Here is a 24,253-nt window from a genome sequence, read left to right on the forward strand (position 1 = left end):
GATTACGAGGCAGAGGATGCGCTGGCGGCGCAAGTGGCGCGGATGAAAGCGGAGGCCGCCCCACCGCCACCGCCGCCGGAGCCCGCGCCGACGGTCGCCAAGCAAGGCGGCCTGTTCGCCAAGATCATGGGCAAGAAGAAGCCCGCGGCGGACGGTCCGCCCGACATGGCGCCGCCGCCGCCGCCGGAGATGGCGCCGCCGCCTCCCGATGCGATGTTCGGTACGGCCGCGCCGCAAGGCGACGCCGCCTTTACCGACGCCTCGTTCGACGCCGGCTATCCCGAGGACGAGGGGCAGGATGCGGCGCTGGCCGACCCGGAATTGGTCGCCGCAGCATTCGGCGAGGCGCCGCCCAAGTCCAAGAGCAAGGCAAAGAGCTCAGGCAAGCCGTTGCCGATCGTCGCCATCGGCTGGGGCGTGCTGGCCCTGCTCGTTGCCATCGTCGTCGGTCTGTTCGCGTTCGCACCGGGCACCACGGTGTCGTTGCTGCCGGGCGCCGCCAAGGTCTACTCGCTGCTCGGCATGCCGGTCGGCTCCGAGGGCCTCGCCTCGAAGGCGTCCGCTATGGCTGGACCAATGACGGCAGTCAGACAGTGCTCGAGGTGCAGGGCAACGTGAAGAACACGAGCGGCTCCACCATGACGGTGCCGACCGTGGTCATCGCGCTGCGCGACGAGAAGGGTGAGGAAATCTCCGAGTGGACGACGGAAGTCGGCACGGCCGAACTCAGCGCCGGCGAGGAAGCGCCGTTCCTGCGACAGATCCCATCGCCCCCCAGCAATGTGCGCAGCCTCAAGGTCCGTTTCGCCAAGGCGGACTGACAGCGACCTAGCCAGGCCAAGTGAGAGGCCGACGAAGCATGGCCGGAAGCGCCGTGGCGGAGGCCATCACGCCGCTCTACAGCGCCGAGACGATCGCGCGCCGGGTCGAGACGCTCGCGCACGACATCGCCGCGGGCGCCGGTCCCGATCTCCTCATCGTGGCGGTGCTGAAGGGCAGCTTCATCTTTGCCGCGGATCTGATTCGGGCGCTGCACCAGCAGGGCCTGCGGCCGGAGATCGATTTCATGTTCCTCGGCAGCTACGGCATGGGCACCACGGGCGGCGCGGTCAAAGTCTTGCGCGACGTGGAGGCCGAGCTTGCCGGCCGCGACGTGGTGATCGTCGACGACATTCTCGATTCGGGCCGCACCCTTCACTTCGCCAAGGACCTGCTGACGACGCGCGGCGCGCGCTCGGTCAAGAGTTGCGTCCTGCTCGACAAGGACGTGGCGCGGGAGGTGGCGGTCGCCGCCGACTTCATCGGCTTCAAATGCCCGCCGCAATTCGTCGTCGGCTATGGCATGGATCTCGGCAACCGCTACCGCGAGCTGCCCTTCATCGGTGTGGTCGAGGGCTGATCGCTTTCGTCTAGCGGTCCAGCACCAGCCGGATCTCCACTAGGTTCGAGCGCACGCGTAAGACGTAGAAGCCGAGCGTCGCCAGATGGGACGGCATCAGCCAGCCGGACTCCGCGCCGTTGGAGATGATCGTCGGGCGGATGTTGAGGGAGGCGCGGAGCTGTTGCTCGAGTTCGTCCCAGAGCGCCGTCAGGCGGCGTTCCTCGATCACGTCGGCGAAGTCGGTGCGCGCGGCTTTGAGGATGCCGTAATAGCCATAGAGCTGGCCGTAGGCGAACCAGAAGCGGTCATCGGCGCGGGTGTCGAACCAGCCGCTGTTATAATTCTCCGAGCGCTCGCGCAGGATGGCCGAGGTGGCGCCGATGTCGTTGGCGATGCGGTCGACGAATTGCAGCAAATTGTCGGCCCGGGCGTCGAACACCGCCTCGCATTTCTCGAGCCGCGTGTTGAACTTCTTCAAGTCCTTGGCCGCTGAACGGTAGAAGCTCGGCGTCGGCGTCTTGGGGCCGAACGGGCTCCAGCCGAAATACCAGGTGGACTCGTCGAACTGGAGGCTGCCGCGGGCGCTTTGCAGGTCGGGATCGATCTGCGAGGTGCCGCGCACGCGGCCCAGCGTGTCGACGAGCTCGATGGTGGTGCGGCGGACCGCCTGGTTCACGCCGCGCTGGAACGAAGCCTTGTTGTCGAAGAACGGCGTCTTGTCCCAGTCGAGCCCGAACAGGCCGATCTTGTAGAGCAGCATCGAGGAGATCCAGGCGTTCTGGTTGACGTTGAAGTCGACCAGGTCGGCGGTGGCGTCGACCAGGAGAGAGCGCCGGCAGGTCTTCACCGCGGTCTCGGTCTCCTTGGCGTCCTCGTCGCTGGTGATGATGCCGGCGGTCGGGGTCTTGGGTGTGCCCGCCTCGGTCCCGGTCCTGGTCTCGTAGACGCGCGCATAGTCGGGGTCGAACCCGTTCCAGCGCTGCGTCGTCCAGAAGAAATAGCCGTAGAGGACGACGATCCCGAGCAGGAAGACGCCGAGCAGGATTTTCAGGATCACGCCGCGGCTCGTGAACCAGCGGCCGAGCCACACGAACGGCTTCAGCACGAAGGCGACCGCGAGGCCGAGGCCACGGCCGATGGCCTGAAAGGTCCTTGTGAAGAAACGCACGATCGCATCAAGCATGGAACATCACTCTCCGGGGGGCACCGAATTCGTCACCCCTATATAGGGTGTCATGCCCGGCCTTGTGCCGAGCCTCGACGATTTTTCTGAGGAGATCAGAACGAGCGGATGAGGCGGTCGAGATAATCGAGCTCGAAGGTCGGCCGCGAGGGATCGCCGATGCGGCGGCGCAGCTCGTCCAGCACCTCACGCGCCCGCTGAATGTCGATCTCGTCGGGCACCTGGACCGACAGGCCGAAGTCGGGCCGGTTGGAGCGGTCGGGACGGCCGAGCGGGTCCTTGCCGTTATTGCCGGGGCCCTTGCCGCCCGCCTGCATCTCCCCGTTCTCCATCATCTGCTGGGCCATCGACTGGGCGCCCTCACGCATGCGGTCGAGCGCCAGGCTTTGGTTCTGGGTGGCGCGGTCGAGATCGGGCTCGCCGATCGCCTCCTCAGCGTCCTGCATGGCTTCCGCGGCGCCTTCGAACTTGTCCTGCGCATCGCCGCCTTCCGCTTGCATGCGCTCGATCAGCTGCTGGAGCTTGTTGCGCAACTGCTTCTGCCGCTCCTGCAACTGGCTCAAGGCGCCTTGCGGCTGCCCCTTCGGCTGGCCGAGCTGAGGCTGACCGCCGCCGGGGGCATCGCCTTGGCGCCCCGATTGGCCTTGTGCCTTCGGGCCGCCCTGGCCGCTCTGCGGCATCTGGTCGAAGAAGGGCGCCATGCCCATGCCCTGGCCGAATTCCTGGGATTGGGGCGGGCTGACCTCGAACTCATCGCCACCACCGCCTTCGCCTTGCTGCTGGCGTTTCTCGGCGAAGGTGTCATCCAGCAGCTTCTGCTGGTCGGACGCCATCTCGTCGAGGTCCTTCATCATTTTCTGGGCGCGCTGCTGCTTGGCGTTCTCGGGCGTGGTGCCGGTCTGCAGCCGCTCGAGAAGATCGTTGAGCTCCGACAGCATGCGCTCGGCCATTTCCTTGGAGCCGGCTTGGGCGAGGTCCTCGATGCCCTTCAGCATCTTGTCGAGATCCTGCTGCGACACGAGCTCCTCGCCGGTCTGGGGCTGCTCCGGCGGGGTGGCGCCCTTGTCCTGCTGCTGAGCCAGGGCCTGGAGATAGCGTTGCAGCGCGGCGCGCAGCTCCTCGACCTTGGCCTTGATCTCCTCGGCCGGGGCATTCTCCTGGAGCGCCTTCATCAGCGCGTCTTGCGCGTTCTTGAGCTCGCGCTCGGCCTCGGGCAGGTCGCCTTCCTCGATGCGCAGCGCCGTATCCCAAAGCTGGTCGACGACGCTGGCGACGGCCTCGCGCGAGTCGTCGTTCAACAAGCGCCAATAGGCGTTGCGCAAGGAGAGATAGACCACGCGGTCGTCGTTGACTTTCTCGCCGCCGATGGTGAGAGCGTCGAGCGCGCGGGCGACGGTGCTCAGCGCGGCCGGCTGGCGCACGAGCGTCTTGCGCTGCTCGATCACCGCCTTGGCGAGCGGCTTGGTGAAGCTGCGTTCGGGCAGGACGAACTCGTAGCTCTCGCTCTTGCCTTCCTGCTCTGCCTGATCGCGGGCGACCAAGATCATGCGGACTTTTAGGCCCGCCCAAGGATGCGCGGTCAGATCCTGGCTGGCCTTGCCCTCGACCTTCTTGGCATTGGTGCGGGGCAGTTGCAGCGGCATGACCGGCGGACTGAACAGCGGGCTCGTCTCGGCCAGATCGTCTTCCTCGTACGCGTCGTCCGGCCGCGGCGCGGTGAAGATCTGGTCCTCGCCGGCGGACAGCTCGAAGCGCGCCTCGGCGTTGGCCACGCCGTAGTCGTCCAATGCGCCGTAGACGAGACGCAAGGCGCCGCGCGGCGTGGTGGTCGGATCGGCCATGAGATTGATGGTCGGCGGCGCATCCTCGATCATGGCGAACTGCCACTGCGCCACGGTGTGGCCGCCGATCCTGACATCGGCGGTGAGCGGCTCCATCAGCCCGACATTGAACTCGACCAGGCCAGCACTGCCGCCGGTCTTCGGCTCGATGGTCTTGGGCTCGGCGTCGGTCTCTTTGCGGACCGTGAGGCTCACGGTCTCGCCGTCGGGCGCATGGGTGCGGACGATGAGCTGGCTGCGCTCGGGCACCGACAGAGCGCGGAAGGATTCGTTGCCGGCGCCGACGCCTTCGCTGCCGTCGGCGAGCACGATGGGGGCCATGCTGGTGTAGACCGGCGGGGTCACCCAGCGCGAGCCTGAGAAAGCCGCCGTGGCGGTGCTGGCGGCTGGCGAGAAGGCGCTCGCCAGGCGGGTGGTGGCGTCGCCGCCGGCGGCAAGCGCGGCAACGATCAGCCCGAGGAAGAGGGCAGCGCGAATGGCGTAGGGGTCCTGGCGGTCGGTCCGCGGCGCGGGCCAGGACGGTTTCAGCTTGGCGACGAGGCGGGCGAGCCGCCTGCGATGCACCGCCCACAGCAGCGCCGTCTCGGCGGGCGGCGTGGCGCCGAGCTGGTCTTCATAAGACGAGGCCGGGCGATGCTTGATGTTGGCGTTGCGCTCCAGACGCCGCAAGGCTTCCGCCCGGTTGGGCAGCTTGAGCCGCACCAGCGGCACGAAGGAGACGAGCAGCGCGATCCCGAAGGCGCCGAGCAGGAGGCGATGGGCCAGCGGCGGCATCACGCTCCAGCCGCCGAGCAGCGAGAACACCAGGAAGGCGCAGACCACGACGAAGGGCCAGAGCAGCCCTTCCCAGATGCGTTCGGCGAACAGCGCGAGCCAGCTCAAGCGCACGCGGCGCTCGAAGCGTACTTTGAGCGCGCTCGCCTCGGCGGCCTCCTTGGCGCTTAGTCTCGAGCGGGTCAATGGGGACAGTCTTGCCATGTTCGGTCGTATTTAGCACAGGCGCCGCCGGCGCGAAGGTTACATCACGGTAATTTGGGAGCCGAAGCGGGCGAAATGGAGGCCCGGATTCCGCGGATCGCCGCCGGTCAAATCCACTCCGGCAGACGCTCGGCCGCCAGCATGTCGTCGTAGCTCGGGCGCGGCCGGGTGACGCAATACCGATCACCCGAGACCAGCACCTCGGGGACCAGCAGCCGGCTGTTATATTGCGAGGCCTGGACCGCGCCATAGGCGCCTGCGGTCATCACGGCGATGAGGTCGCCCGCGTGCAGCTCCGGCAAGGGCCGCTGAAGCGCCAGATAGTCGCCGGTCTCGCACACGGGGCCGACCACATCGGTGATGCGAGTCGGCGTTTCCGGCGTCGGCTCGACCAGGGGCAGGATCTGGTGATGGGCCTCGTACAGCGTCGGGCGGATGAGGTCGTTCATGCCCGCATCGACGATGGTGAAGGTCTTGGTCTGGTTCGGCTTCACGTAGAGCACGCGGGAGACGAGGATGCCGGCATTGCCGGCGATCATACGGCCGGGCTCGAACAGCAGCCTGACGCCGAGATCGCCGACCGCCTCCTTGACCAGCGCCGCGTATTCGGTGGGAAGCGGCGGCGCCGCTTCGTCGGGACGGTAGGGAATGCCGAGACCGCCGCCGAGATTGACGAAGTCGATGGTGATGCCGCCGCCACGCAAGGTGCCGACCAGCTCGCTCAAGAGCGCGAAGGCGTTGCGGAACGGCGAGAGGTCGGTGATCTGGCTGCCGATATGCATGTGCACGCCCGCCGGCATGATGCCGGGCAGGGTGACGGCTTGGCGGTAGAGCGACGGCGCCTGGTCGAAGGGCACGCCGAACTTGTTCTCGGCCTTGCCGGTGGCGATCTTGTGATGGGTCTTGGCGTCGACGTCCGGGTTCACGCGCAAGGCGATGCGCGCCTCGAGCCCCTTGCTCGCGGCGACCTCACTCAAGGCGCGAAGCTCGGGCTCCGATTCCACGTTGAAGGCGAAGATGCCCTCGTCGAGCGCGAAGGCCATCTCCTCCTTGGTCTTGCCGACGCCGGAGAAGGCGATGCGGTCCGGCGCGACGTTGACCGCGAGTGCGCGGCGCAGCTCGCCCTCGGAGACCACGTCCATGCCGGCGCCGAGCGCCGCCAGGGTTGTGAGCACGCCGAGATTGGAATTGGCCTTGATGGAGTAGCAGACGAGCGTGTCGGGGGCCGCGGCGAAGGCCTCGGCGAACACCCGGTAGTGGCGCTCAAGCGTCGCCGTCGAATAGCAATAGAATGGCGTGCCGACCGTATCGGCGAGCGCGCACAGGTCGACCTCCTCGGCATGTAGCACGCTTGCGTGGGACACGCCGCGCCGGTAGGCAAAATGGTGCATGGGAGGAGAAGGGGGTTATTGGATAAGACGATCAATCCACAATCGGCGATCCGGGGCTTTCGACATCTTGGTAGACGGGTCGGCTTGGGTCTCGGGATAGCTCGGCTTCGGCCGGTCCAAAGAGCCGCGCCGTCCGCAGGCGCTAAGCCCGACAGCCAATACCAACGCCAGCGCTATTAGGATGCGCACTGCGCTTCCCATGGTCGTGCCCCTGTGATCAGGGCCCTTCCCCGGCCCTTTCACCCCTTTTATCGCGACAGAGCGTCCTTCTCCAAACGCTTTATCCACCGCTTGGCCTCCCGCCGCACATTGGCGGGGGCGGTTCCCCCTTGGCTTTTGCGGCTTTTGGCCGAGCTGGCGGGGTCCAGGACCGCATAGACGCCCTCGGTGACGCGGGGCTCGACCGACTGAATCTCAGCCAAGGATAGCCGTTTCAGGTCCGAACCCTTGGATTCGGCCAGCGCCACGATTCGCCCGGTGATGTGGTGGGCCTCCCGGAACGGGATGTTCAAGGTCTGCACCAGCCAATCGGCGAGGTCGGTGGCGGTGGAATATTCGTGGCCGGCCGCCCGCTTCATGGCCTTGGCGTCGACGGTCAGGTCTCCGACCATGCCGGTCATGGCGGCGAGGCCGAGCTTCAGCGCATCGAGCGCGTCGAACACCGGCTCCTTGTCCTCCTGCATGTCCTTGGCATAGGCGAGCGGCAGGCCCTTCATCACCATGAGCAGGGCCTGGAAGGCGCCGGCGATGCGGCCGGTCTTGGCGCGCACCAGCTCGGCGGCGTCCGGGTTGCGCTTTTGCGGCATGATCGAGGAGCCGGTGGAGAAGGCATCGGTGAGCCGGGCGAAGCCGAATTGCGGCGAGGTCCACAGCACGATCTCCTCGGCGAGCCGCGACAGATGCATGGCGGCGATGGACGCGGCCGCCAACGCTTCAAGCGCGAAGTCCCGGTCGGACACCGCGTCGAGCGAGTTCGCCGTGGGCCGGGCAAAGCCCAGCGCCTTCGCCGTCATGTCGCGGTCCGATGGGAAAGCTCGTGCCGGCGAGCGCGGCGGAGCCAGGGGACTCTCGTTGAGCCGCTTGGCGGCGTCTTCGAAGCGGCCCCGGTCGCGGCCGAACATCTCCACATAGGCCAGGCAGTGATGGCCGAAGGTTGATGGCTGCGCCGTCTGCAAATGGGTGAAGCCCGGCATCACCGTCGCGGCCTCCTCAAGCGCCTTGGCGGCGAGTCCCAATTGCAATTGCGCCAGCCCGGCGTCGATGGTCTCAATCTCGTCGCGGACATAGAGCCGGAAGTCGGTGGCCACCTGATCGTTGCGCGAGCGCGCCGTATGCAGCTTGCCGGCCACGGGACCGATCAGCTCGGCGAGCCGGCTCTCGATATTGAGATGAATGTCCTCGAGCGCTCGCGTGAACGTGAATGTGCCGGCCTCCATCTCAGCCTGTATCGTGTCGAGACCCCCAGAGATCTGGTCGGCCTCGCCGGGTGTGACGATGCCGGTGGCGCCAAGCATGGCGACATGCGCCTTGGACGCGAGGATGTCGTGCCGCCACAGGCGCTTGTCGAAGTCGATGGAGGCATTTATCTCCTCCATGATCTCCGCAGGACTTGCGGCAAAGCGGCCGCCCCACATGGTGTTGGTCATGATCGTCCACGCCCAAAGCAGGCAATTGAAAAGAGGATGACGTGAACTCAACGAACAGACGTAAGCACGCCGCGTCACCGGCCAAGTATTGGATCGCAGCAGGCCTCGCCGCGATTGCCGGGTTCGGCACGGTATATTGGAGTTTCGCCCCTCCGCTGACAATGCTTTGCGGCCTGCATCCGCCCCCGAGGCGCCCGCCCAGATGCCGGCGGCGGGCGAGGAGGGGGCCGGCGCGAGCCCACTTCTGGGGCTCAACACCGGCGCCATGGCCGCCTTCCTGGTCCGCAAGCGCCGCTGGACCTGCCCGATTTCACCTTTCTGGGCCCGGATGGCGCCGAAAAATCGCAAGCCAATCTGAAGGGCCGGGTGGTGCTCCTCAACATCTGGGCGACCTGGTGCGTGCCGTGCCGGGAGGAGATGCCGCAGCTCAACGCGCTTCAGGCCGATCTTGGGGGTGCCGATTTCGAGGTGGTGGCGATCAATATCGACAAGGGCGGAGCGGAGAAGGCGCGGACCTTCCTGGAGGAGACCAAGGCCACGGATCTGGCGCTCTACACCGATCCGTCCGGCAAGCTGTTCTCCAAGCTGAAGGCGGTGGGCATGCCGACGACGCTGCTGCTGGACCCGCAAGGCAAGGAAATCGGCCGATTGGTGGGGCCGGCGGATTGGGCGAGCCCGGAGGCGAAGCGGCTGGTCGAGGCGGCGATCGCCGCGTCCAAGCCGGCGGGGTAGCGCACCGGCCAAGGCCGATCTGCCCCCTCGATCGTGCTATGCTGATCCTTGTCAGCCGAGAGCGGCTTGGCCGAGGTCACGGGGGGCGGCATGAGCACCGAACCGATCGCCGATACGATCGACAAGCTGCTGCATTTCTGGTTCGAGACGCTGACGCCGAAGGATTGGTACCGGCCGCCGCCGCGCGTCGATGCCGACATCGAACGTCGGTTCCGCGACGCCTATGAGGCGCTGAAGGACGGCGTGCCGGACGACTGGCTTGCGACGCCGCGCGGGATGCTCGCCGCGATCCTCGTGCTCGATCAGCTCCCCCGCAACATGTTTCGCGGCACGCCGCAAGCTTCGCCACGGACGGGGAAGCGCTGGCGCTCGCCAAGCGGGCCATCGCCGAAGGGATGGATGAGCGGTTGCCGCCGGCAAAGCGCGCTTTCGTCTATATGCCGTTCCAGCATTCGGAGGACGCGGCCGACCAGGCGCGCTCGGTCGCCCTGTTCACGGAGCTCGGCAATCCGCTCAATCTCGATTACGCGATCCGGCACCAGGACGTGGTGACGCGCTTCGGCCGCTTCCCGCACCGGAACAAGATCCTTGGCCGGGAGTCGACGCCCGAGGAAGAAGAATTCCTGAAGCAGCCGGGCTCGTCGTTCTGAGCTGCGCTTACTGCACCGGATCCACGGCCTCTTTCTCGAGGCGATAGATGTAGGTGCAGGTGTCCTCGATGGGCTTGTTGCAGGGGATGCCCGAGGTGGTGACGTGCATGGTGCGGGTCTCGCCGCTCGACGAGAATTTGTAGCTCTTGACGAAGTCCTCGAAGACGAGGTCCCAGCCCGCCTCGCCGTCCCAATAATAGAGTTGCAACATGCAGCCGGAATCGTTGCAGGCGGGGTTTGGCGCCCCGTCGCATTGCAGCTTGGAGAAATCGGCGATCCAGTCGGCGCGGCCGTCGCCGTTCAAGTCGTCGCTGCGAAGGATCGCGGTGGTCTCGGCCTTGCCGCCTGAGGTCCGGCAGACCTGCGCCGCCTCGGCGATGATCTCGGCGATGTCCTCGGGCGCCGCCTCGGCATGAACGCGCGCTGGCCCGGCGGCCAGCAGCAAGGCCGCGGCGAGCGCGAGACCGAGACGCCGGACGTGGATTGAGATCAATTTGCGGCGCTGAGGATGTTGCGGGGGAATACAGCCGTGGTGACGCTTCGCGTCTCCGGCGCTAGCTCCGACTTGCGCACGGCGCGCTTGCGGCGCTTCTGCGGCTTGGGACCGCAGATCACCTCACGTAGATGCACCGGACCGTCGGCGAGCTTCGCTTGCACGGCCAATCCGTCGAGGCTCGTGCCGAACAGCGATTTCCAGAAATAGCGCTGGAAACCATTCTCCAGCAGTTGCGCGGCGCGGGCGTTGCGGGTGCGCGTGGACGGCTCGCCGAGAACCACGGCGACGAGCTTGCGGCCGTCGCGGGTGGCGCTGACCACAATGTTGAAACCGGAATCGCAGATGAAGCCGGTCTTCATGCCGTCGGCGCCGGGAAAGCTGATGAGAAGGCCGTTGTGGGTGCGAAGATTCTTCTGGCCGACCTGCACATGGGTCTCGGCGAAGATATCGGCATGCTCGGGGAACTCGATGATGAGCGCGCGGGCGAGCCGGGCGAGGTCGCGGGCCGACGTCACTTGGCGCTCGTCGGGCAGGCCGTTGGGATTGGCGTATTGGGTGCTGGTCATACCGAGCGCTTCGCCGCCTCGTTCATGCGCTGAACGAAGGCTTCCTCGCTGCCGCCGACGGTCTCGGCCACCATGACGGCGACGTCGTTGGCCGACTTGACGATGAGCACCCGCAAGGCCGTCTCGAGATCGATCGAGCCGCCGACCGGCAGGCCGAGCTTGGTGGGGGCTTGGGTCGAGGCGTGCTTGGAACAGATGACCTTGGTGTCGCCGCTCACCTCGCCGTTGCGGATGGCATGGAAGGCGACATAGGCGGTCATCAATTTGGTGAGCGAGGCGGGGAACCACGGCGCGTCGGGTTCCTCGGCATAGAACACGGTGCCGTTGTAAGGCTCGAAGACAAGGGCGGGACTGGCTGTGGCGATCGACGGGGCCAGCATGGCCGCTCCGGCGATAATGCAAAGAAAGGCGCGCCTCAGCATGAAACTCTTCCCTCGTTCTTATCGACGCGTTGCGCCCGAAAACCCATTTCGCCGCCAGCCGCATCCAAGCAGCAGCAGCCAAGCCAAAGATGATGGCTTTCCCCAGCCCCCGGAACGATCCCTCGCCCCATAATCACCCGAAATTCGACTGTTCCGTGACGGGTGTGGAAAACAATGCCCCGCCACCGCCAAATTTGGCCGGTCCGCCGAAATTCGCACCCCGTGCGACCAGTCGAATCGCAATCGGCGAGCCCGCGCCTTGAGCCCGCAGACTAACGCGCTCATTGGCTTTCGCAACCGCGAAGTTCCGCGTTGCCGCCCGATTCCGGGCGATTCCGCGCTATTGCCGGTCGAGGATCCAGTCGGCGGCGGCCGCGAGATCGGCCACCGTCGCCGTCGGATGAGGCTCGAAGCGTGTCTCGTCGCCGTCGCGATATTTGCCGGTACGGACGAGGAGCGCGTTTGCGAGCCCCGCTTGCAGCGCGCCGGCCACGTCGGCTTCGGCGTCGTCGCCGACCATTACGGCGGTCTCCGGCGGACAGTCCATTGGAGCGAGCGCGCCGGCGAAGAAATCCGGCGACGGCTTGCCGAGGACACGCGCGGTCTGGCCGCTGGCATATTCCAGCGCGGTGACGAAAGCGCCGGCATCGAGCTGAGCTTGCCGTCGTCGTCCTTGAAGGTGCGGTTCTTGGCGAGCGCGATCAGCTCTCGCCGTCGAGCGCGCGAAGGCGGTGTTGAGGTGGCCATAGTCGAAGGCCTCGCCCGCATCGCCCACCACGACGGCCCGCGTCTCGCGCACCGGGACGCTAGCGAACTCGCTTTCGAGATTGGGGTGCACCACCAGCACAGGGCTAGCGTCGTGAGCGGCCAGCCAGTCGCGCGCCGCACGTGCCGGCGTGAACAGCTCGTCGTCCTCGATGTCGAGGCCGAGCCCGGTGAGGCGTCGCAGCAGAGCGTGCTTCGTCTTGCGGGTGGTGTTGGTGATGAAGCGCAAGGGCAGACCGCCCGCGCGCAGCCGCGCCACGGCGTCGACGGCGCCGGGGAGCGCGTGGTCGCCTTCATAGATGACGCCGGCCAGATCGAGGAGCACGCCGCGGATCATGGACTAGCCTTGCGCGCGGAGGCGTCGGATCAAGCGTCGCCTCTGTCGCGGGCCGACGGCCTCAGCACTTCTCCGGCAAATCGGTGAGCTGGGTGGTGAGCGTCGCACAGCCGCTCGTCATCTCCTCGATCATCCAGCCTTTGTCGTCGTGCAGGAGGTCGAACACGACGGTGGCGGGCTGGCCGAAATTCTTGAAGCGCGCGGTCACGGTTGCCGTGTTTCCCTCAGCCGCGTTGGTCTCGAAGGTGAGATCGGTCAGCTTGAAGTCGTTGCCCTGCACGAACATGTCGTAGTCGACGCAGGCATCGCCGGTCTGCTCCTCAAGGGCTTGGCACTCGGCCCACAGCCGGTCGAGGCGCGGCGTGTAGCGTGGATCGCCGCCATGATTTTCGCGGTCGGCGTAAAGGCTTTCGACATAGGCGGCGGCGGTCACGTCCTCGGCGGCGAGCGGGCCGGGAAGATTGATCAAAGCAAGCGAAACGGCAGCGACGAGCAGCACCCGACCTGACATTTCATATCTCCATGGCTAGTGCGTGGCGCCTAGCCCTTCTCTATGAGGATGGCGCGGAGGTCGTGACCTGTCTATTGGTCGCCTCCCTAAGGCCTAGAGTATAGGGCATCTAAATTGGCCGGTAAGTTAGCCATGCCGGGACGCGTAGGAGCAAGTCCGCGATGAGTACGAAAACGTCCGGAGATTGGATCGCTCAGTTTCCCGGCCTCATGCAGCTTGATGAACAGGTTAAAGCTCCGCTGGCCGAAAGCAGCAGAATTGTCTCCCTGCCCGTTGGCACGCGAATCTTCGGCCCCGGGCAGGCGCCTAGCAACTACATGCTCCTCCTCGAGGGTAGCGTTCGCGTACAGCAGTCCTCCGACACGGGGCGCGAGATCGTGCTCTATCGCGTCTCTGCGGGCGAGACCTGCGCTCTGACGACTGCCTGTCTGATGGGCTACGAGGAATATCAGGCCGAGGCCATTGCCGAGACGAACGTTTCGGCCGTGGCCGTACCGAGGGAGACGTTTGACTCTCTCATTGCGAAGTCGCCGGACTTTCGGCGCTTCGTGTTTGCCGCCTTCAGCGAGCGCATCACAAATCTCCTTAAGGTCATCGAGGAGGTCGCATTCGCCCGCATTGATATCCGTCTTGCGCAGAATCTCCTGAGGTTGGCCGGCGACAATCGCAAAGCTGCCGTGACCCATCAGCAACTTGCCTCTGAATTGGGCACCGCCCGCGAGGTGATCAGCCGCCAGCTCCAAGAGTTTCAGCGGCGAGGCTGGACAGCTTCCTCGCGAGGGGCAATCGAGATCATGGAGCGCGAAGCGCTAGAGCAATTGGCGAAAGCCTGAAGTCGCAATCTGCTCCGGTAGAAAGACGGCAAGCACCGATAACGCGCGGGTCACGATCTTGTGTCCGGCGCGTACCCGCTCTCGGTGACTAAGTCACATACCCCGAGCACCCCCGCGTTGTAGCCCTCAAGTCAGCATGATCGACGGGGCTTCCAGTGACTCACGCATGCCTAACGCAACTGTTTAGCGCTCAACTGTTGGAGCGAGGAGTGACCGATATGATTTTGAATTTGATGTCTACGGCATTGTGGCAATCGGCCCGCGCCGTCTTTCGAATGCTTGCGCGGAAGGTAATCGTTCTGCCACTCATCGTCGTGCTGGCGAGTGCTCCATCCATGGCCACAGCGGGCGAGGGGACCGTCACACTCATCCACATCGGCGATATTCACGGCCATCTCGTTCCGCGTCCCAACGTTCGCAGCGATAACGTGGGCAAGATGGAGGGAGGCCTTGCGCGCATGTACACGGCCATTGAGCAGATCCGTGAGCGTGCGCGCGACGGCAAGCTCGACACGTCGCTTCTCGTCAACACAGGCGACACGTTGCAGGGCTCGGGCGAGGCCCTGTTCACCCGCGGCCAGGCGATGGTGGACGTGCTCAACCTGTTCGGCATCCAGGCCTACACGCCCGGCAATTGGGACTTTCTCTACGGGCCGCCGCGCTTCGAAGAGATGTTTATCGGGACCGGGGATCAGGCGCCCATAGCCCCTTGGAACGCGGTTGCTGCCAACCTCTACTATTCCGACAAACGCGATCCCGGCGCGAGCTGTGGAATTACCGACGCGAACGGCAACGCGCTCAAACGTGTGCTCCCTGCCTATTCGATCAGGCAGGTGGGCAATCTAAAGATCGGCATTCTTGGCTTCACCACGGCGCGGGCGATCGCGGCGATCGGTCCGAAGGTCACGGAGGGCTATCAATTCACTGACGGCAAGGTCGAGTTGCCCTGCTACATCGACCAGCTCCGGAACCGCGAGAAAGTCGATTTGGTGGTGATGATCTCGGAACTGGAGTTGGCGCGGGATATCCAGCTGGTCGAGACCAATCCCGGCGTGAACGTCGTGCTGAACTCCGACATGCATGAGAGAGCAACGCAGCCCATCGTCATCAAGCACGATGGCGCGGCAGATACCATCCTCGTCGAGGAAGGTCAGGACGGCACCATGGTGGGCGAGATTAAGCTCACGGTGAAGGCTGGTCACGCGCCTGAATGGGAATGGTCGCCGCATGTGATCACGAGCGATTATGAGGAAGATCCAGCCGTCCAGGCTAAAGTGACCGAGGTGCGTAGGCCCTTCGTCAAAGGGACGTTCATCCCTGGGCAGCAGGTCACCATTGGAGGCAACACCACCACGCTAGCGCGGCCCGTGGACGAGGTTGTCGCCCACACCGAGCTCGATCTGCACCGCTCCAATTTCATGGACGAAGACATGCCCGCCGTGGCCGAGGGGTCGGCGCACGATCTCATCGTCGACGGCATGCGCTGGGCGGCTCAAGCCGACGCTGCCACGATCCGCGGGTTTCGTTATGGCACCCACGTTCCCGCCGGCAGCCCGATCACGATGGAGGACATCTATCACTTCGTCCCTATCGCTGCGAAGCTTGGGCGCGTGACGGCCTGCGGCGCCGATCTGAAAATGCAGATCGAGAATTCGACGCGTAAAGTGTTCGATCCTGACCCCGGTCGTTGGGGAGGAGGTTGGCTGTTCGGCTATAGCGGGCTCACCTTCGACCTAGATGCTTGCGGCGGGTTCGACATCCCGGGCTTCCCCGCCGAACGGGGAAGCAACATCAAAATGAACGGCGCAAGCATAAACACGGCCGACGCCTATGACGTGGCAACAAACGCGTGCAAGAGCGGCGCTGAAGGCTACAAGGTCGCAGGCTACTGGTACGCCGACGATCCCACGACCATCAACAACTGCCCTCAATGTCGGGGCCGGTCGATTGAGGTCATGGGCAGCGAGCTTGGGCCAGTGTCTCTGGCTGCCGATCGCCCGCTCCCTGACACCAGCAAGCTGCTCGACGTCACCGAAGCCATTGTTAAATATCTGAGAGGGGAGTTGGGCGGCACGGTTACCGAGGCCAACCTTCCCCTGCACCGCATCAACGTCAAGCGGCTGCCCACCCGCAACCCTTACCCCTTCAAGGTCATCCAGCCTTTGAACGGATCTAGGGCTGCAACCTGCCCCAACAATGCCCGGTCCGCCCAAGCGCCAGACGGTGGGTCTAGACTTTCTGCTCAATCAGGATGGCGCGGAGGTCGTTGACGTTGGTGAGCGTCGGGCCGGTCTCCAACAGATCGCCGATCCCCTTGAAGAAGGTATAGGGGTCGTTGTCGGCAAGCATGGCCTTGGCGTTGAGGCCGGCTTTCTCGGCGCGGGCGAGCGTATCCGGATAGATCAGCGCGCCGGCATTGTCCTCGGAGCCGTCGACGCCGTCGGTGTCGCCGGCGAGCGCATAGATCTCCGGCATGCGTCGAGTGCGATTGCCAAGGCCAGCAGGAACTCGGTGTTGCGGCCGCCCTTGCCTTTGCCCTTCAACGTGATCGTGGTCTCGCCGCCGGAGATCAGCACGCAAGGCGGCATTTCGGGCTGGCCACGCATGGCGCATTGGCGAGCGATGCCTGCGTGCACCAGCGCCACGTCGCGGGATTCGCCTTCGATCGAGTCACCGAGAATGACCGGGGTGACGCCGGCCTTGCGCGCCACCTCCGCCGCGGCTTCCAGCGAGGCTTGCGGCGTGGCAATCATGATGTTCTCGACGCGCGCGAAGCACGGATCGCCGGGCTTCGGCGTCTCGTCGTTCTTCTCCAGGACGCGCCGCATGTTCTCCGGCACTTGAAGCCCGTATTTCTCGATGATGGCGAGCGCGTCCGCGTTGGTGGACGGGTCGGGCACCGTCGGCCCCGAGGCGATGATGGAGGGATCGTCGCCCGGCACGTCGGAGATCATCAAGGCGACGACGCGTGCGGGGTAGGCGGCCTTTGCCAGCCGACCGCCCTTGATGGCGGAGAGATGCTTCCGCACCGTGTTCATCTCGGAAATGGTGGCGCCGGATGCGAGCAGCGCCTTGTTCATCGCCTGCTTGTCCTCGAGCGTCACGCCTTCGGCCGGCAGCGCGAGAAGCGACGAGCCGCCGCCGGAGATGAGGCAGAGCACGAGGTCGTCCTCGGTCAGTCCTTGCACGAGATCGAAGATGCGCTGCGCGGCTTCACGGCCGGCGGCATCGGGCACGGGATGGGCGGCCTCGACCACTTCGAGCCGCTCCGTCGGCACGCGGTAGCCGTAGCGGGTGACGACGAGGCCGTCGAGCGGACCGTCCCAGGCTTCCTCGAGCGCCTTGGCCATGGCTCCGGAGGCCTTGCCGGCGCCGATAATGACCGTGCGGCCCTTTGGCCGGGGAGGCAGGTGAGCGGGCACGCAGAGCGACGGCAGGGCCGCGTCGACACCGGCCTGAAACATGGCTTTGAGAAGCGTTTCGGGCGTCATTGTTCTAGGTCAACCTCCCCCCTTAAAACTCGGGCGATGAACCTGCACAGACGATTGCCAGAAGGCAAGCGAATGAATACGGTGCGCGTTCGTTTCGCCGGAATTTCGTGCGTGCCGGAGTGCAAATAAGCTGGGGAAGAACGACCAATGTCAGAGGGTTCGAACGAACAACACAAGAAGCCGAAATCCGATATCGAGATTAGCCAAGCTGCAACCATGCGGCCGATCCTCGATGTGGCCAAGGATAAGCTCGGCATCGAGGCAGAGGACCTGATCCCCTACGGCCATTACAAGGCGAAGGTCTCCCTCGACTATATCGACAGCCTCAAGGACAAGCCCGACGGCAAGCTGATTCTCGTCACCGCGATCACGCCGACGGCGGCGGGCGAAGGCAAGACCACGACCACTGTGGGCCTCGGCGACGCGCTGAACGAGATCGGCAAGAAGGCCATGATCTGCATCCGCGAGCCCTCGCTCGGCCCCTGCTTCGGCATGAAGGGCGGCGCGGCCGGCGGCGGCTATGCGCAAGTGGTGCCCATGGAGGATATCAACCTCCACTTCACCGGCGATTTCCACGCTATCGGCGCGGCCAACAATCTGCTCGCGGCGATGATCGACAACCACATCTATTGGGGCAACAAGCTCGACATCGACTCGCGCCGGGTGACCTGGCGCCGCGGCATCGACATGAACGACCGCGCGCTGCGCTCGATCGTCACCTCGCTCGGCGGCGTCTCGAACGGCTTCCCGCGCGAGGCGGGCTTCGACATCACCGTGGCCTCCGAGGTCATGGCGATTTTCTGCCTGGCCAAGGATCTCGCCGACCTGCAGCGTCGGCTGGGGCAAATCCAGATCGGCCAGACCCGCGAGAAGAGGGCCGTCACGGCGAAAGAGCTGTCGGCGGCAGGCGCCATGGCGGCGCTGCTGAAAGACGCGCTGGCGCCCAACCTGGTGCAGACCTTGGAGAACAACCCGGCCTTCATCCACGGCGGTCCGTTCGCCAATATCGCCCATGGCTGCAACTCGGTGATCGCCACCAAGGCGGCGCTCAAGCTCGCCGACTACGTGGTGACCGAGGCCGGCTTCGGCGCCGATCTCGGGGCCGAGAAATTCTTCGACATCAAGTGCCGCAAGGCCGGTCTCAAGCCCGATTGCGTGGTCATCGTGGCGACCATCCGGGCGCTCAAGATGCATGGCGGCGTGGCCAAGGACGATCTCAAGAAAGAGAATCTCGAAGCGCTGGAGAAGGGCTTCGCCAATCTCGAGAAGCACATTGAGAATGTGCGCAAATACCATGTGCCGGTTGTGGTGGCCACGAACCGCTTCTCGTCCGACACCGACGCGGAGATCGCGCTGCTGAAGCGCTTGTGCTCGACCTCGAGCACCGAGTGCGTGATGGCCGACCATTGGGCGCTCGGCGGGGCGGGCGCGGTCGATTTGGCCGAGGCGGTGGTCAACACCATCGAGACGCGGCCGAGCGACTTCCAGCCGCTCTACCCCGACAACATGTCGTTGTGGGACAAGACGCGCACCATCGCCGAGGAGATCTACGGGGCGGAGGAGATCACCGCAGACAAGGCGGTCAAGGACAAGTTCGCCGAGCTGGAAAAGCAGGGGTTCGGAAATTTGCCGATCTGCGTGGCCAAGACCCAATACAGCTTCACCACCGACCCGAACGCCAAGGGTGTGCCGCTCGGCCATACCATCCCGATCCGCGAGATCAGGCTGTCGGCGGGAGCCGAATTCGTGGTGGTGATCTGCGGGGATATCATGACCATGCCGGGGCTCCCGCGGGTGCCTGCGGCCAACAATATCGAGCTTGCGGCGGATGGCCGCATTAGCGGTTTGTTCTAGCCAAGCAAAGGGGTTGCCACGCGCGCAACCTGACGCTACCACCTTGCCCATATGCGAGGCATAGGTCCGCTAAGGACCAGGTAGCCCCCGATTTTTAGGAGAGGAAACCATGGCTGGAGCCAGGCGGCCGGGCCGTAACTTTCTATTTGTGCCGGGACCAACCAACGTTCCCGAGCGCATTTTGCGCGCCATGCACGTACCGATGGAGGACCATCGGTCGCCGGATTTCCCCAAGCTGACCCTGCCTCTCTACGAGGGCATGAAGAAGTCTTCCAGACCAAGGACGGGCCAGGTCTTCATCTTCCCCTCCAGCGGCACCGGCGCCTGGGAAGCCACGCTCACCAATACCCGCTCGCCCGGCGACAAGATGCTGGCGTCGCGTTTCGGCCAGTTCAGCCATCTGTGGATCGATCTCGCCCGCCGTCATGGGCTCGAGGTCATCGTGCAGGAGGAAGAGTGGGGCACCGGCGCCTCGCCGGAGCGGATCGAGGAGGCGCTGCGCGCCGACAAGAACCACGACATCAAGGGCGTCATGGTGGTCCATAACGAGACCGCCACGGGCGTGACCTCCGACATCGCCGCGGTGCGCCGCGCCATCGACGCCGCCGGTCATCCGGCGCTGCTCTATGTGGACGGGGTGAGCTCGATCGCCAGCATCGACTTCCGCATGGACGAGTGGGGCGTCGACCTCGCAATCACCGGCTCGCAGAAGGGCTTGATGCTGCCGGCGGGGCTGGGCATCGCTTGCGTCAGCGAGAAGGCGATGGCGCAGACCAAGGACGCCACCTGCCGACGCGCCTATTTCGATTTCGCCGACCATATGCGCACGAATCCGGGCGGCTACTTCCCCTACACGCCGGCGCTGCCGCTGCTTTACGGCTTGCGCGAGTCGCTGGCCGTGTTGTCCGAGGAAGGGCTGGAGAATGTGTTCGCGCGGCACCGCTATCTCGCCAACGGCACGCGGGCGGCGGTGAAGGCCTGGGGCCTCGAGCTCTGCGCCAAGGATCCGAAATGGTACTCCGACACGGTGAGCGCGATCATGGTGCCGGAAGGTTTCAACGGCGCCGATGTCATCGATCGAGCCTACCGCCGCTACAACCTGGCGCTCGGCGCCGGCCTGTCGCAAATGGCGGGCAAGCTGTTCCGCATCGGTCACCTCGGCGATCTCAACGAGCTCATGCTGCTCGGCGCCATTGCCGGGGCGGAGATGTCCATGCGCGATGTGGGCATCGAGGTCGAGCCCGGCTCGGGCCTTGCGGCGGCGCAGGAATATTTCCGCGGCGCACAAGGCGCGGGTGAAGCCCGTCTCGCGGCCGAATAGGCCAAGAGCGGGGCGAGGGCCGGCGGAAGCCGCCGTCCTCGATGACGTTGTGTCTTGACGCCGTCCGGCGCATTCGGCCTTGCGCCGGGACGGTTTCCTTTTTTGGCGTGGGGGTGTCCCCGCATTGACGAGTTAAGGGGGAGGTTCAGTGGAACACGCGATCGTCTTCCTCGATCGAGAGTCGGTTGGCGCGAATGTGCGCCGGCCCGATTTTCCGCACACTTACACCGAGTATGAGTCCACGTGGACGCCGGAGGAGATCGTCGATCGCCTCAAGGACGCGACCATCGCCCTCATCAACAAGGTGCCGATGCGCGCCGACGTGCTGAAGCAACTGCCGAAGCTGAAGCTGATCGCGGTGGCGGCGACCGGCACCGATGTGGTCGACAAGGCCTATTGCAAAGAGGCCGGCATCACCGTCGTCAACATCCGCAATTACGCCTTCAACACCGTTCCGGAGCATGTGATCGCCCTAATGTTCGCGCTTCGGCGGAACCTCATGGCCTATGTCGAGGACGTGCGGGCCGGGCGCTGGGCCGAGGTCGATCAGTTCTGCTTCTTCGATCATCCGATCCGCGACATCGCCGGCTCGACCATGGGCGTCGTCGGCTACGGCGCCATCGGCAAGTCGGTGGCCAAGAGGGCCGAATGCCTGGGCATGAAGATCCTGCCCTATGACGTGTTCCCGCAAGAGGGGCTCGTCGATCTGGAGACGGTGCTGAAGGAGAGCGACGTCATCACGCTGCATTGCCCGCTGACGCCCGAGACCAAGAACATGATCGGCGCCAAAGAGCTGAAGATGATGAAGCCGACGTCGATCCTCATCAACACCGCGCGCGGCGGCCTGGTGGACGAGGCGGCGCTGGCCGAGGCCCTGAAAGCGGGCACCATCGCCGGCGCCGGCTTCGATGTGCTCATCAAGGAGCCGCCGAAGGAAGGCAATATTCTCCTCGATCTCAAGATGCCGAACCTCATCGTCACGCCGCATGTGGCGTGGGCGAGCCGCGAGGCCATGCAGATCCTGGCCGACCAACTCATCGACAACGTCGAGGCGTTCGTGGCGGGCAAGCCGCAGAATGTCGTCGAGTAGACCGCAAGGGCGAGACCAATGAAAAAGCTGCTGTTCCTGTTCGACACCGATGAAATGCCGAGCGTGTTCGACACGGTTGTCGGCTATGACGGCGGCGCCGATCACGTCACCGGCTATGCCAATGTGACGCCCGACAATGTGGGCGCGCTCACCGACGGCTGCATCTACACCCGCGGCGGCAAGGACAAGCAGAACACCGCGATCTTCGTCGGCGGTGGCAACATGGCCAAGGGCGAGGCGCTGTTCGAGAAGATCAAGAAGCACTTCTTCGGACCGTTCCGCGTGTCGATCATGCTCGACTCCAACGGCTCCAACACGACGGCCGCGGCCGGCGTGGCGCTGCTCGCCAAGGGGCGCTCGCTCAAGGGCAAGAAGGCCCTGGTGCTGGCGGGCACAGGCCCCGTCGGTATGCGCGCCGCCGGCTTCCTCGGCATGGAGGGCGCCGACGTGACCATCACCTCGCGCACCAAGGAGCGCGCGGAAGAAGCCGCCAAGGTCATCGAGAAGCGCTTCGGCATCAAGGTCAAGGGCGCTGCCGGCGCCACCGATGAAGAGCGCGCCGCGGCAGCCAAGGACACCAATATCGTCTATTCGGCCGGCGCCATTGGCGTGCAGCTTCTGCCCAAGTCCGCTTGGGAGAACAACCCGAATATCGAGCTCCTGGCCGACGTGAACGCCCAGCCGCCGCTCGGCGTCGAGGGCATCGACGCCATGGACAAGGGCAAGGACTACAACGGCAAGCTGGCCTTCGGCGCGCTCGGCATCGGCGGGCTGAAACTGAAGCTGCACCGGGCCTGCATCGCCAAGATGTTCGAAAGCGCCGAGGGCGTTTACGACGCGGAGGAGATCTACGCGCTGGCGAAAGAGATGGCCTGATGACCGAGATCAAAGACACCGCGATCGAGCCCTTCCTTGATGCGCTTGCCTCGAGCCAGGCAACGCCGGGGGGCGGCAGCGCGGCCGCCATTCTCGGCGCCATGGGCGCGGCGCTGGTGAGCATGGTCTGCAACCTCACCATCGGCAAAAAGAAATATGCCGAGGTCGAGGACGAGATGAAGGACGTGCTGGCCAAGGCCGAGGATCTGCGGCAGCGGATGACCGGCATGATCCAAGAGGACGTCAAGGCGTTCGACACGGTGATGGGCGCCTACGGCATGCCGAAGGAGACGGATGCGGAGAAGGATGCCCGCGGCGAGGCCATTCAGGCCGCGCTCAAGCAGGCGACCGAGGTGCCGATCCGCTGCTGCCATCTGGCGCGCGAGGTTATCGACTTGGCGTTGACGGCGTCGGAGAAGGGCAACCTGAACGTGATTTCGGACGCCGGCGTGGGCGTCCTGTCGGCTTATGCTGCACTGCGAAGCGCGGCGCTGAATGTTTTCATCAATGCGAAAATGATCTCGGACAAGAGCTTCGTGGACGCTAAGCTGAGTGAACTGGAGGGTCTTCTGGACGGCGCCGAGGCGGCAACCGAGAAGGCCTATGGAATCGTAAAGGGCAAAGTGAGCTGACGCTTTTTGGGCGGATGCTCTGAAACAATAGCCCGCCGGAGAGACGACTAAGGAGGAACACGTGGACGTTCACGAGTATCAAGCGAAAGAGCTTCTGGGTAGCTTCGGCGTGCCGGTGCCGAAAGGCGCCGTTGCCTTCAGTGCCGACCAAGCCGTCTATGCCGCCACCGAACTCGGCGGCTGGAACTGGGCGGTGAAGGCTCAGATTCATGCAGGTGCCCGCGGCAAGGCCGGCGGCGTCAAGATCTGCAAGACCTATCATGAAGTGCGCGAGGCGGCGCAGGGCATGCTCGGCAAGCGGATGGTCACCATCCAGACCGGCCCCGAGGGCAAGCCCGTGCAGCGCGTCTATGTCGAAGCGGCCGAGCCCTTCGATCGCGAGCTGTATCTCGGCTATGTGCTGGACCGTAAGGCCGAGCGCATCCGGGTGATCGCTTCGCAGCAGGGCGGCATGGAGATCGAGGAGATCGCCAGGACCGATCCCGACGCCATCCTTCAGGTTATCGTCGAGCCGGCCGTGGGCTTGCAGGCCTTCCAGGCGCGCGAGCTCGCGTTCCAGCTGGGCCTCAGCATCAAGCAGGCGCAGAGCGCGGTGTCGACGATCATGAACGCCTATCGCGCATTCCGCGATTGCGACGCCACCATGCTGGAGATCAACCCGCTGGTGGTGACCAAGGACGACCGCGTGCTGGCGCTCGACGCCAAGATGTCGTTCGACGACAACGCGCTGTTCCGCCGCCACAACGTGGCCGACATGCACGATCCCTCGCAGCAGGATCCGCGCGAGGCGCAAGCCGCCGAGCACAACCTCAACTATATCGGTCTCGACGGCGAGATCGGCTGCATCGTCAACGGTGCCGGCCTTGCATGGGCGACCATGGACATGATCAAGCACGCCGGCGGCGAGCCGGCGAACTTCCTCGACGTGGGCGGCGGCGCTTCGCCGGATCGTATCGAGACGGCGATGAAGCTCGTCGCGTCCGACGCGAACGTGAAGGCGATCCTGGTGAACATCTTCGCCGGCATCAATCGCTGCGACTGGGTGGCCAAGGGCGTGGTTCAGGCCTGCGGAAACCTGGACGTCAAGGTGCCGCTTATCGTGCGCCTTGCCGGCACCAATGTTGAAGAGGGCCGCAAGATCCTGGCCGACAGCGGGCTCAAGCTCATCACCGCCGAGACCTTGGCCGAGGCGGCCGAAAAAGCGGTGGCGGCGTGCCAGGGCAAGCTGCAGGCGGCCTAAGACAGGTCATCGGAGAG

The 24,253-nt window shown here is 65.1% G+C and carries 20 protein-coding genes and 4 pseudogenes; 14 read left to right on the top strand and 10 right to left on the bottom strand.

Features of this window, described 5'->3' with window-relative positions; genetic code table 11:
• The 3 genes and pseudogenes from AUC69_RS17265 to hpt form a co-directional block, all read left to right on the top strand.
• Positions 1-618, top strand: a pseudogene (locus tag AUC69_RS17265) (hypothetical protein); the annotation flags it as partial.
• The gene (locus AUC69_RS02980) at positions 594-821 is read left to right on the top strand and encodes an FxLYD domain-containing protein (protein WP_069440848.1); all 228 of its coding nucleotides are present in this window, start codon (positions 594-596) and stop codon (positions 819-821) included. The pseudogene AUC69_RS17265 and the gene AUC69_RS02980, both read left to right, overlap by 25 nt.
• A 38-nt stretch (positions 822-859) precedes the next feature.
• Positions 860-1,399, top strand: a complete 540-nt coding sequence (hpt, locus tag AUC69_RS02985) for a hypoxanthine phosphoribosyltransferase (RefSeq protein ID WP_069440849.1) — start codon at positions 860-862, stop codon at positions 1,397-1,399.
• Between the two features lie 10 nt (positions 1,400-1,409).
• Here the strand turns inward: hpt and AUC69_RS02990 are convergent, their stop codons facing one another.
• The 5 genes from AUC69_RS02990 to argH form a co-directional block, all read right to left on the bottom strand.
• Positions 1,410-2,564 carry a DUF2333 family protein gene (locus AUC69_RS02990; protein ID WP_069440850.1) on the bottom strand — a complete coding sequence of 385 codons (1,155 nt, stop codon included), beginning with the start codon at positions 2,562-2,564 and terminating at the stop codon, positions 1,410-1,412.
• A 95-nt stretch (positions 2,565-2,659) separates the two neighbouring features.
• Positions 2,660-5,365 (bottom strand): TIGR02302 family protein, encoded by a 2,706-nt coding sequence (locus AUC69_RS02995; RefSeq protein WP_204377250.1) that lies wholly within the window; start codon positions 5,363-5,365, stop codon positions 2,660-2,662.
• 125 nt (positions 5,366-5,490) lie between these two features.
• Positions 5,491-6,774, bottom strand: coding sequence for a diaminopimelate decarboxylase (gene lysA / locus AUC69_RS03000; protein ID WP_069440852.1), 1,284 nt, complete (start codon positions 6,772-6,774; stop codon positions 5,491-5,493).
• A gap of 15 nt (positions 6,775-6,789) precedes the next feature.
• On the bottom strand, positions 6,790-6,975 hold the full coding sequence (gene lptM / locus AUC69_RS19570; protein ID WP_141700550.1) for an LPS translocon maturation chaperone LptM: 186 nt from the start codon (positions 6,973-6,975) through the stop codon (positions 6,790-6,792).
• A gap of 47 nt (positions 6,976-7,022) precedes the next feature.
• Entirely contained in the window at positions 7,023-8,420 is a 1,398-nt protein-coding gene (gene argH / locus AUC69_RS03005; RefSeq protein WP_069440853.1) for an argininosuccinate lyase, read from the bottom strand.
• Positions 8,421-8,622: 202 nt separating this feature from the next.
• On the opposite strand from argH, the gene AUC69_RS18170 reads away from it, so the two are divergent.
• The 3 genes and pseudogenes from AUC69_RS18170 to AUC69_RS03015 all read left to right on the top strand — a co-directional run bounded on the left by AUC69_RS18170 (position 8,623) and on the right by AUC69_RS03015 (position 9,802).
• Positions 8,623-8,778, top strand: a complete 156-nt coding sequence (locus tag AUC69_RS18170; RefSeq protein ID WP_244500059.1) for an LPXTG cell wall anchor domain-containing protein — start codon at positions 8,623-8,625, stop codon at positions 8,776-8,778.
• A complete protein-coding gene (locus AUC69_RS03010; RefSeq protein WP_244500061.1) occupies positions 8,775-9,152 on the top strand; it encodes a TlpA disulfide reductase family protein in 378 nt (125 codons plus the stop codon). The genes AUC69_RS18170 and AUC69_RS03010 overlap by 4 nt, the downstream gene beginning before the upstream one ends.
• Before the next feature lie 90 nt (positions 9,153-9,242).
• Positions 9,243-9,802: pseudogene (locus tag AUC69_RS03015) on the top strand (DUF924 family protein).
• A 7-nt stretch (positions 9,803-9,809) separates the two neighbouring features.
• On the opposite strand, the gene AUC69_RS03020 reads toward AUC69_RS03015, so the two are convergent.
• The 4 genes and pseudogenes from AUC69_RS03020 to AUC69_RS03040 all read right to left on the bottom strand — a co-directional run bounded on the left by AUC69_RS03020 (position 9,810) and on the right by AUC69_RS03040 (position 12,899).
• Positions 9,810-10,295 carry a hypothetical protein gene (locus AUC69_RS03020; RefSeq protein ID WP_069440855.1) on the bottom strand — a complete coding sequence of 162 codons (486 nt, stop codon included), beginning with the start codon at positions 10,293-10,295 and terminating at the stop codon, positions 9,810-9,812.
• A pseudogene (locus AUC69_RS19575) lies at positions 10,292-11,286 on the bottom strand (D-alanyl-D-alanine carboxypeptidase family protein). The gene AUC69_RS03020 and the pseudogene AUC69_RS19575 overlap by 4 nt, the downstream one beginning before the upstream one ends.
• Before the next feature lie 340 nt (positions 11,287-11,626).
• On the bottom strand, positions 11,627-12,388 hold the full coding sequence (locus AUC69_RS03035) for a TIGR01458 family HAD-type hydrolase (protein ID WP_244500060.1): 762 nt from the start codon (positions 12,386-12,388) through the stop codon (positions 11,627-11,629).
• A 61-nt stretch (positions 12,389-12,449) separates the two neighbouring features.
• On the bottom strand, positions 12,450-12,899 hold the full coding sequence (locus tag AUC69_RS03040; protein ID WP_141700551.1) for a hypothetical protein: 450 nt from the start codon (positions 12,897-12,899) through the stop codon (positions 12,450-12,452).
• Positions 12,900-13,060: 161 nt separating this feature from the next.
• On the opposite strand from AUC69_RS03040, the gene AUC69_RS03045 reads away from it, so the two are divergent.
• On the top strand, positions 13,061-13,732 hold the full coding sequence (locus AUC69_RS03045) for a Crp/Fnr family transcriptional regulator (protein WP_069440859.1): 672 nt from the start codon (positions 13,061-13,063) through the stop codon (positions 13,730-13,732).
• 218 nt (positions 13,733-13,950) lie between these two features.
• Entirely contained in the window at positions 13,951-16,002 is a 2,052-nt protein-coding gene (locus AUC69_RS03050; protein ID WP_244500062.1) for a bifunctional metallophosphatase/5'-nucleotidase, read from the top strand.
• Here AUC69_RS03050 and AUC69_RS03055 read toward each other — a convergent pair.
• Positions 15,962-17,223 (bottom strand): annotated as a pseudogene (locus tag AUC69_RS03055) (glycerate kinase type-2 family protein). The gene AUC69_RS03050 and the pseudogene AUC69_RS03055 sit on opposite strands and share 41 nt — an antisense overlap.
• A 147-nt stretch (positions 17,224-17,370) precedes the next feature.
• On the opposite strand from AUC69_RS03055, the gene AUC69_RS03060 reads away from it, so the two are divergent.
• The 6 genes from AUC69_RS03060 (at position 17,371) to AUC69_RS03085 (ending at position 24,236) form a co-directional block, all read left to right on the top strand.
• Complete coding sequence (locus tag AUC69_RS03060; protein WP_069440861.1) at positions 17,371-19,077, top strand: formate--tetrahydrofolate ligase; 1,707 nt, start codon at positions 17,371-17,373, stop codon at positions 19,075-19,077.
• Between the two features lie 109 nt (positions 19,078-19,186).
• Entirely contained in the window at positions 19,187-20,398 is a 1,212-nt protein-coding gene (locus tag AUC69_RS03065; protein ID WP_069440862.1) for an aminotransferase class V-fold PLP-dependent enzyme, read from the top strand.
• Between the two features lie 148 nt (positions 20,399-20,546).
• On the top strand, positions 20,547-21,488 hold the full coding sequence (locus AUC69_RS03070) for a D-2-hydroxyacid dehydrogenase (RefSeq protein ID WP_069440863.1): 942 nt from the start codon (positions 20,547-20,549) through the stop codon (positions 21,486-21,488).
• Positions 21,489-21,506: 18 nt separating this feature from the next.
• A complete protein-coding gene (locus AUC69_RS03075) occupies positions 21,507-22,364 on the top strand; it encodes an NADP-dependent methylenetetrahydromethanopterin/methylenetetrahydrofolate dehydrogenase (protein WP_069440864.1) in 858 nt (285 codons plus the stop codon).
• On the top strand, positions 22,364-22,996 hold the full coding sequence (fchA, locus tag AUC69_RS03080) for a methenyltetrahydrofolate cyclohydrolase (RefSeq protein WP_069440865.1): 633 nt from the start codon (positions 22,364-22,366) through the stop codon (positions 22,994-22,996). Before AUC69_RS03075 ends, fchA begins: the two co-directional genes overlap by 1 nt.
• 61 nt (positions 22,997-23,057) lie before the next feature.
• Positions 23,058-24,236 carry a malate--CoA ligase subunit beta gene (locus AUC69_RS03085; RefSeq protein WP_069440866.1) on the top strand — a complete coding sequence of 393 codons (1,179 nt, stop codon included), beginning with the start codon at positions 23,058-23,060 and terminating at the stop codon, positions 24,234-24,236.
• Positions 24,237-24,253: the final 17 nt, after the last annotated feature.

This window comes from Methyloceanibacter superfactus (assembly GCF_001723305.1).
In the GTDB taxonomy this organism is placed as follows: Bacteria; Pseudomonadota; Alphaproteobacteria; order Rhizobiales; family Methyloligellaceae; genus Methyloceanibacter; species Methyloceanibacter superfactus.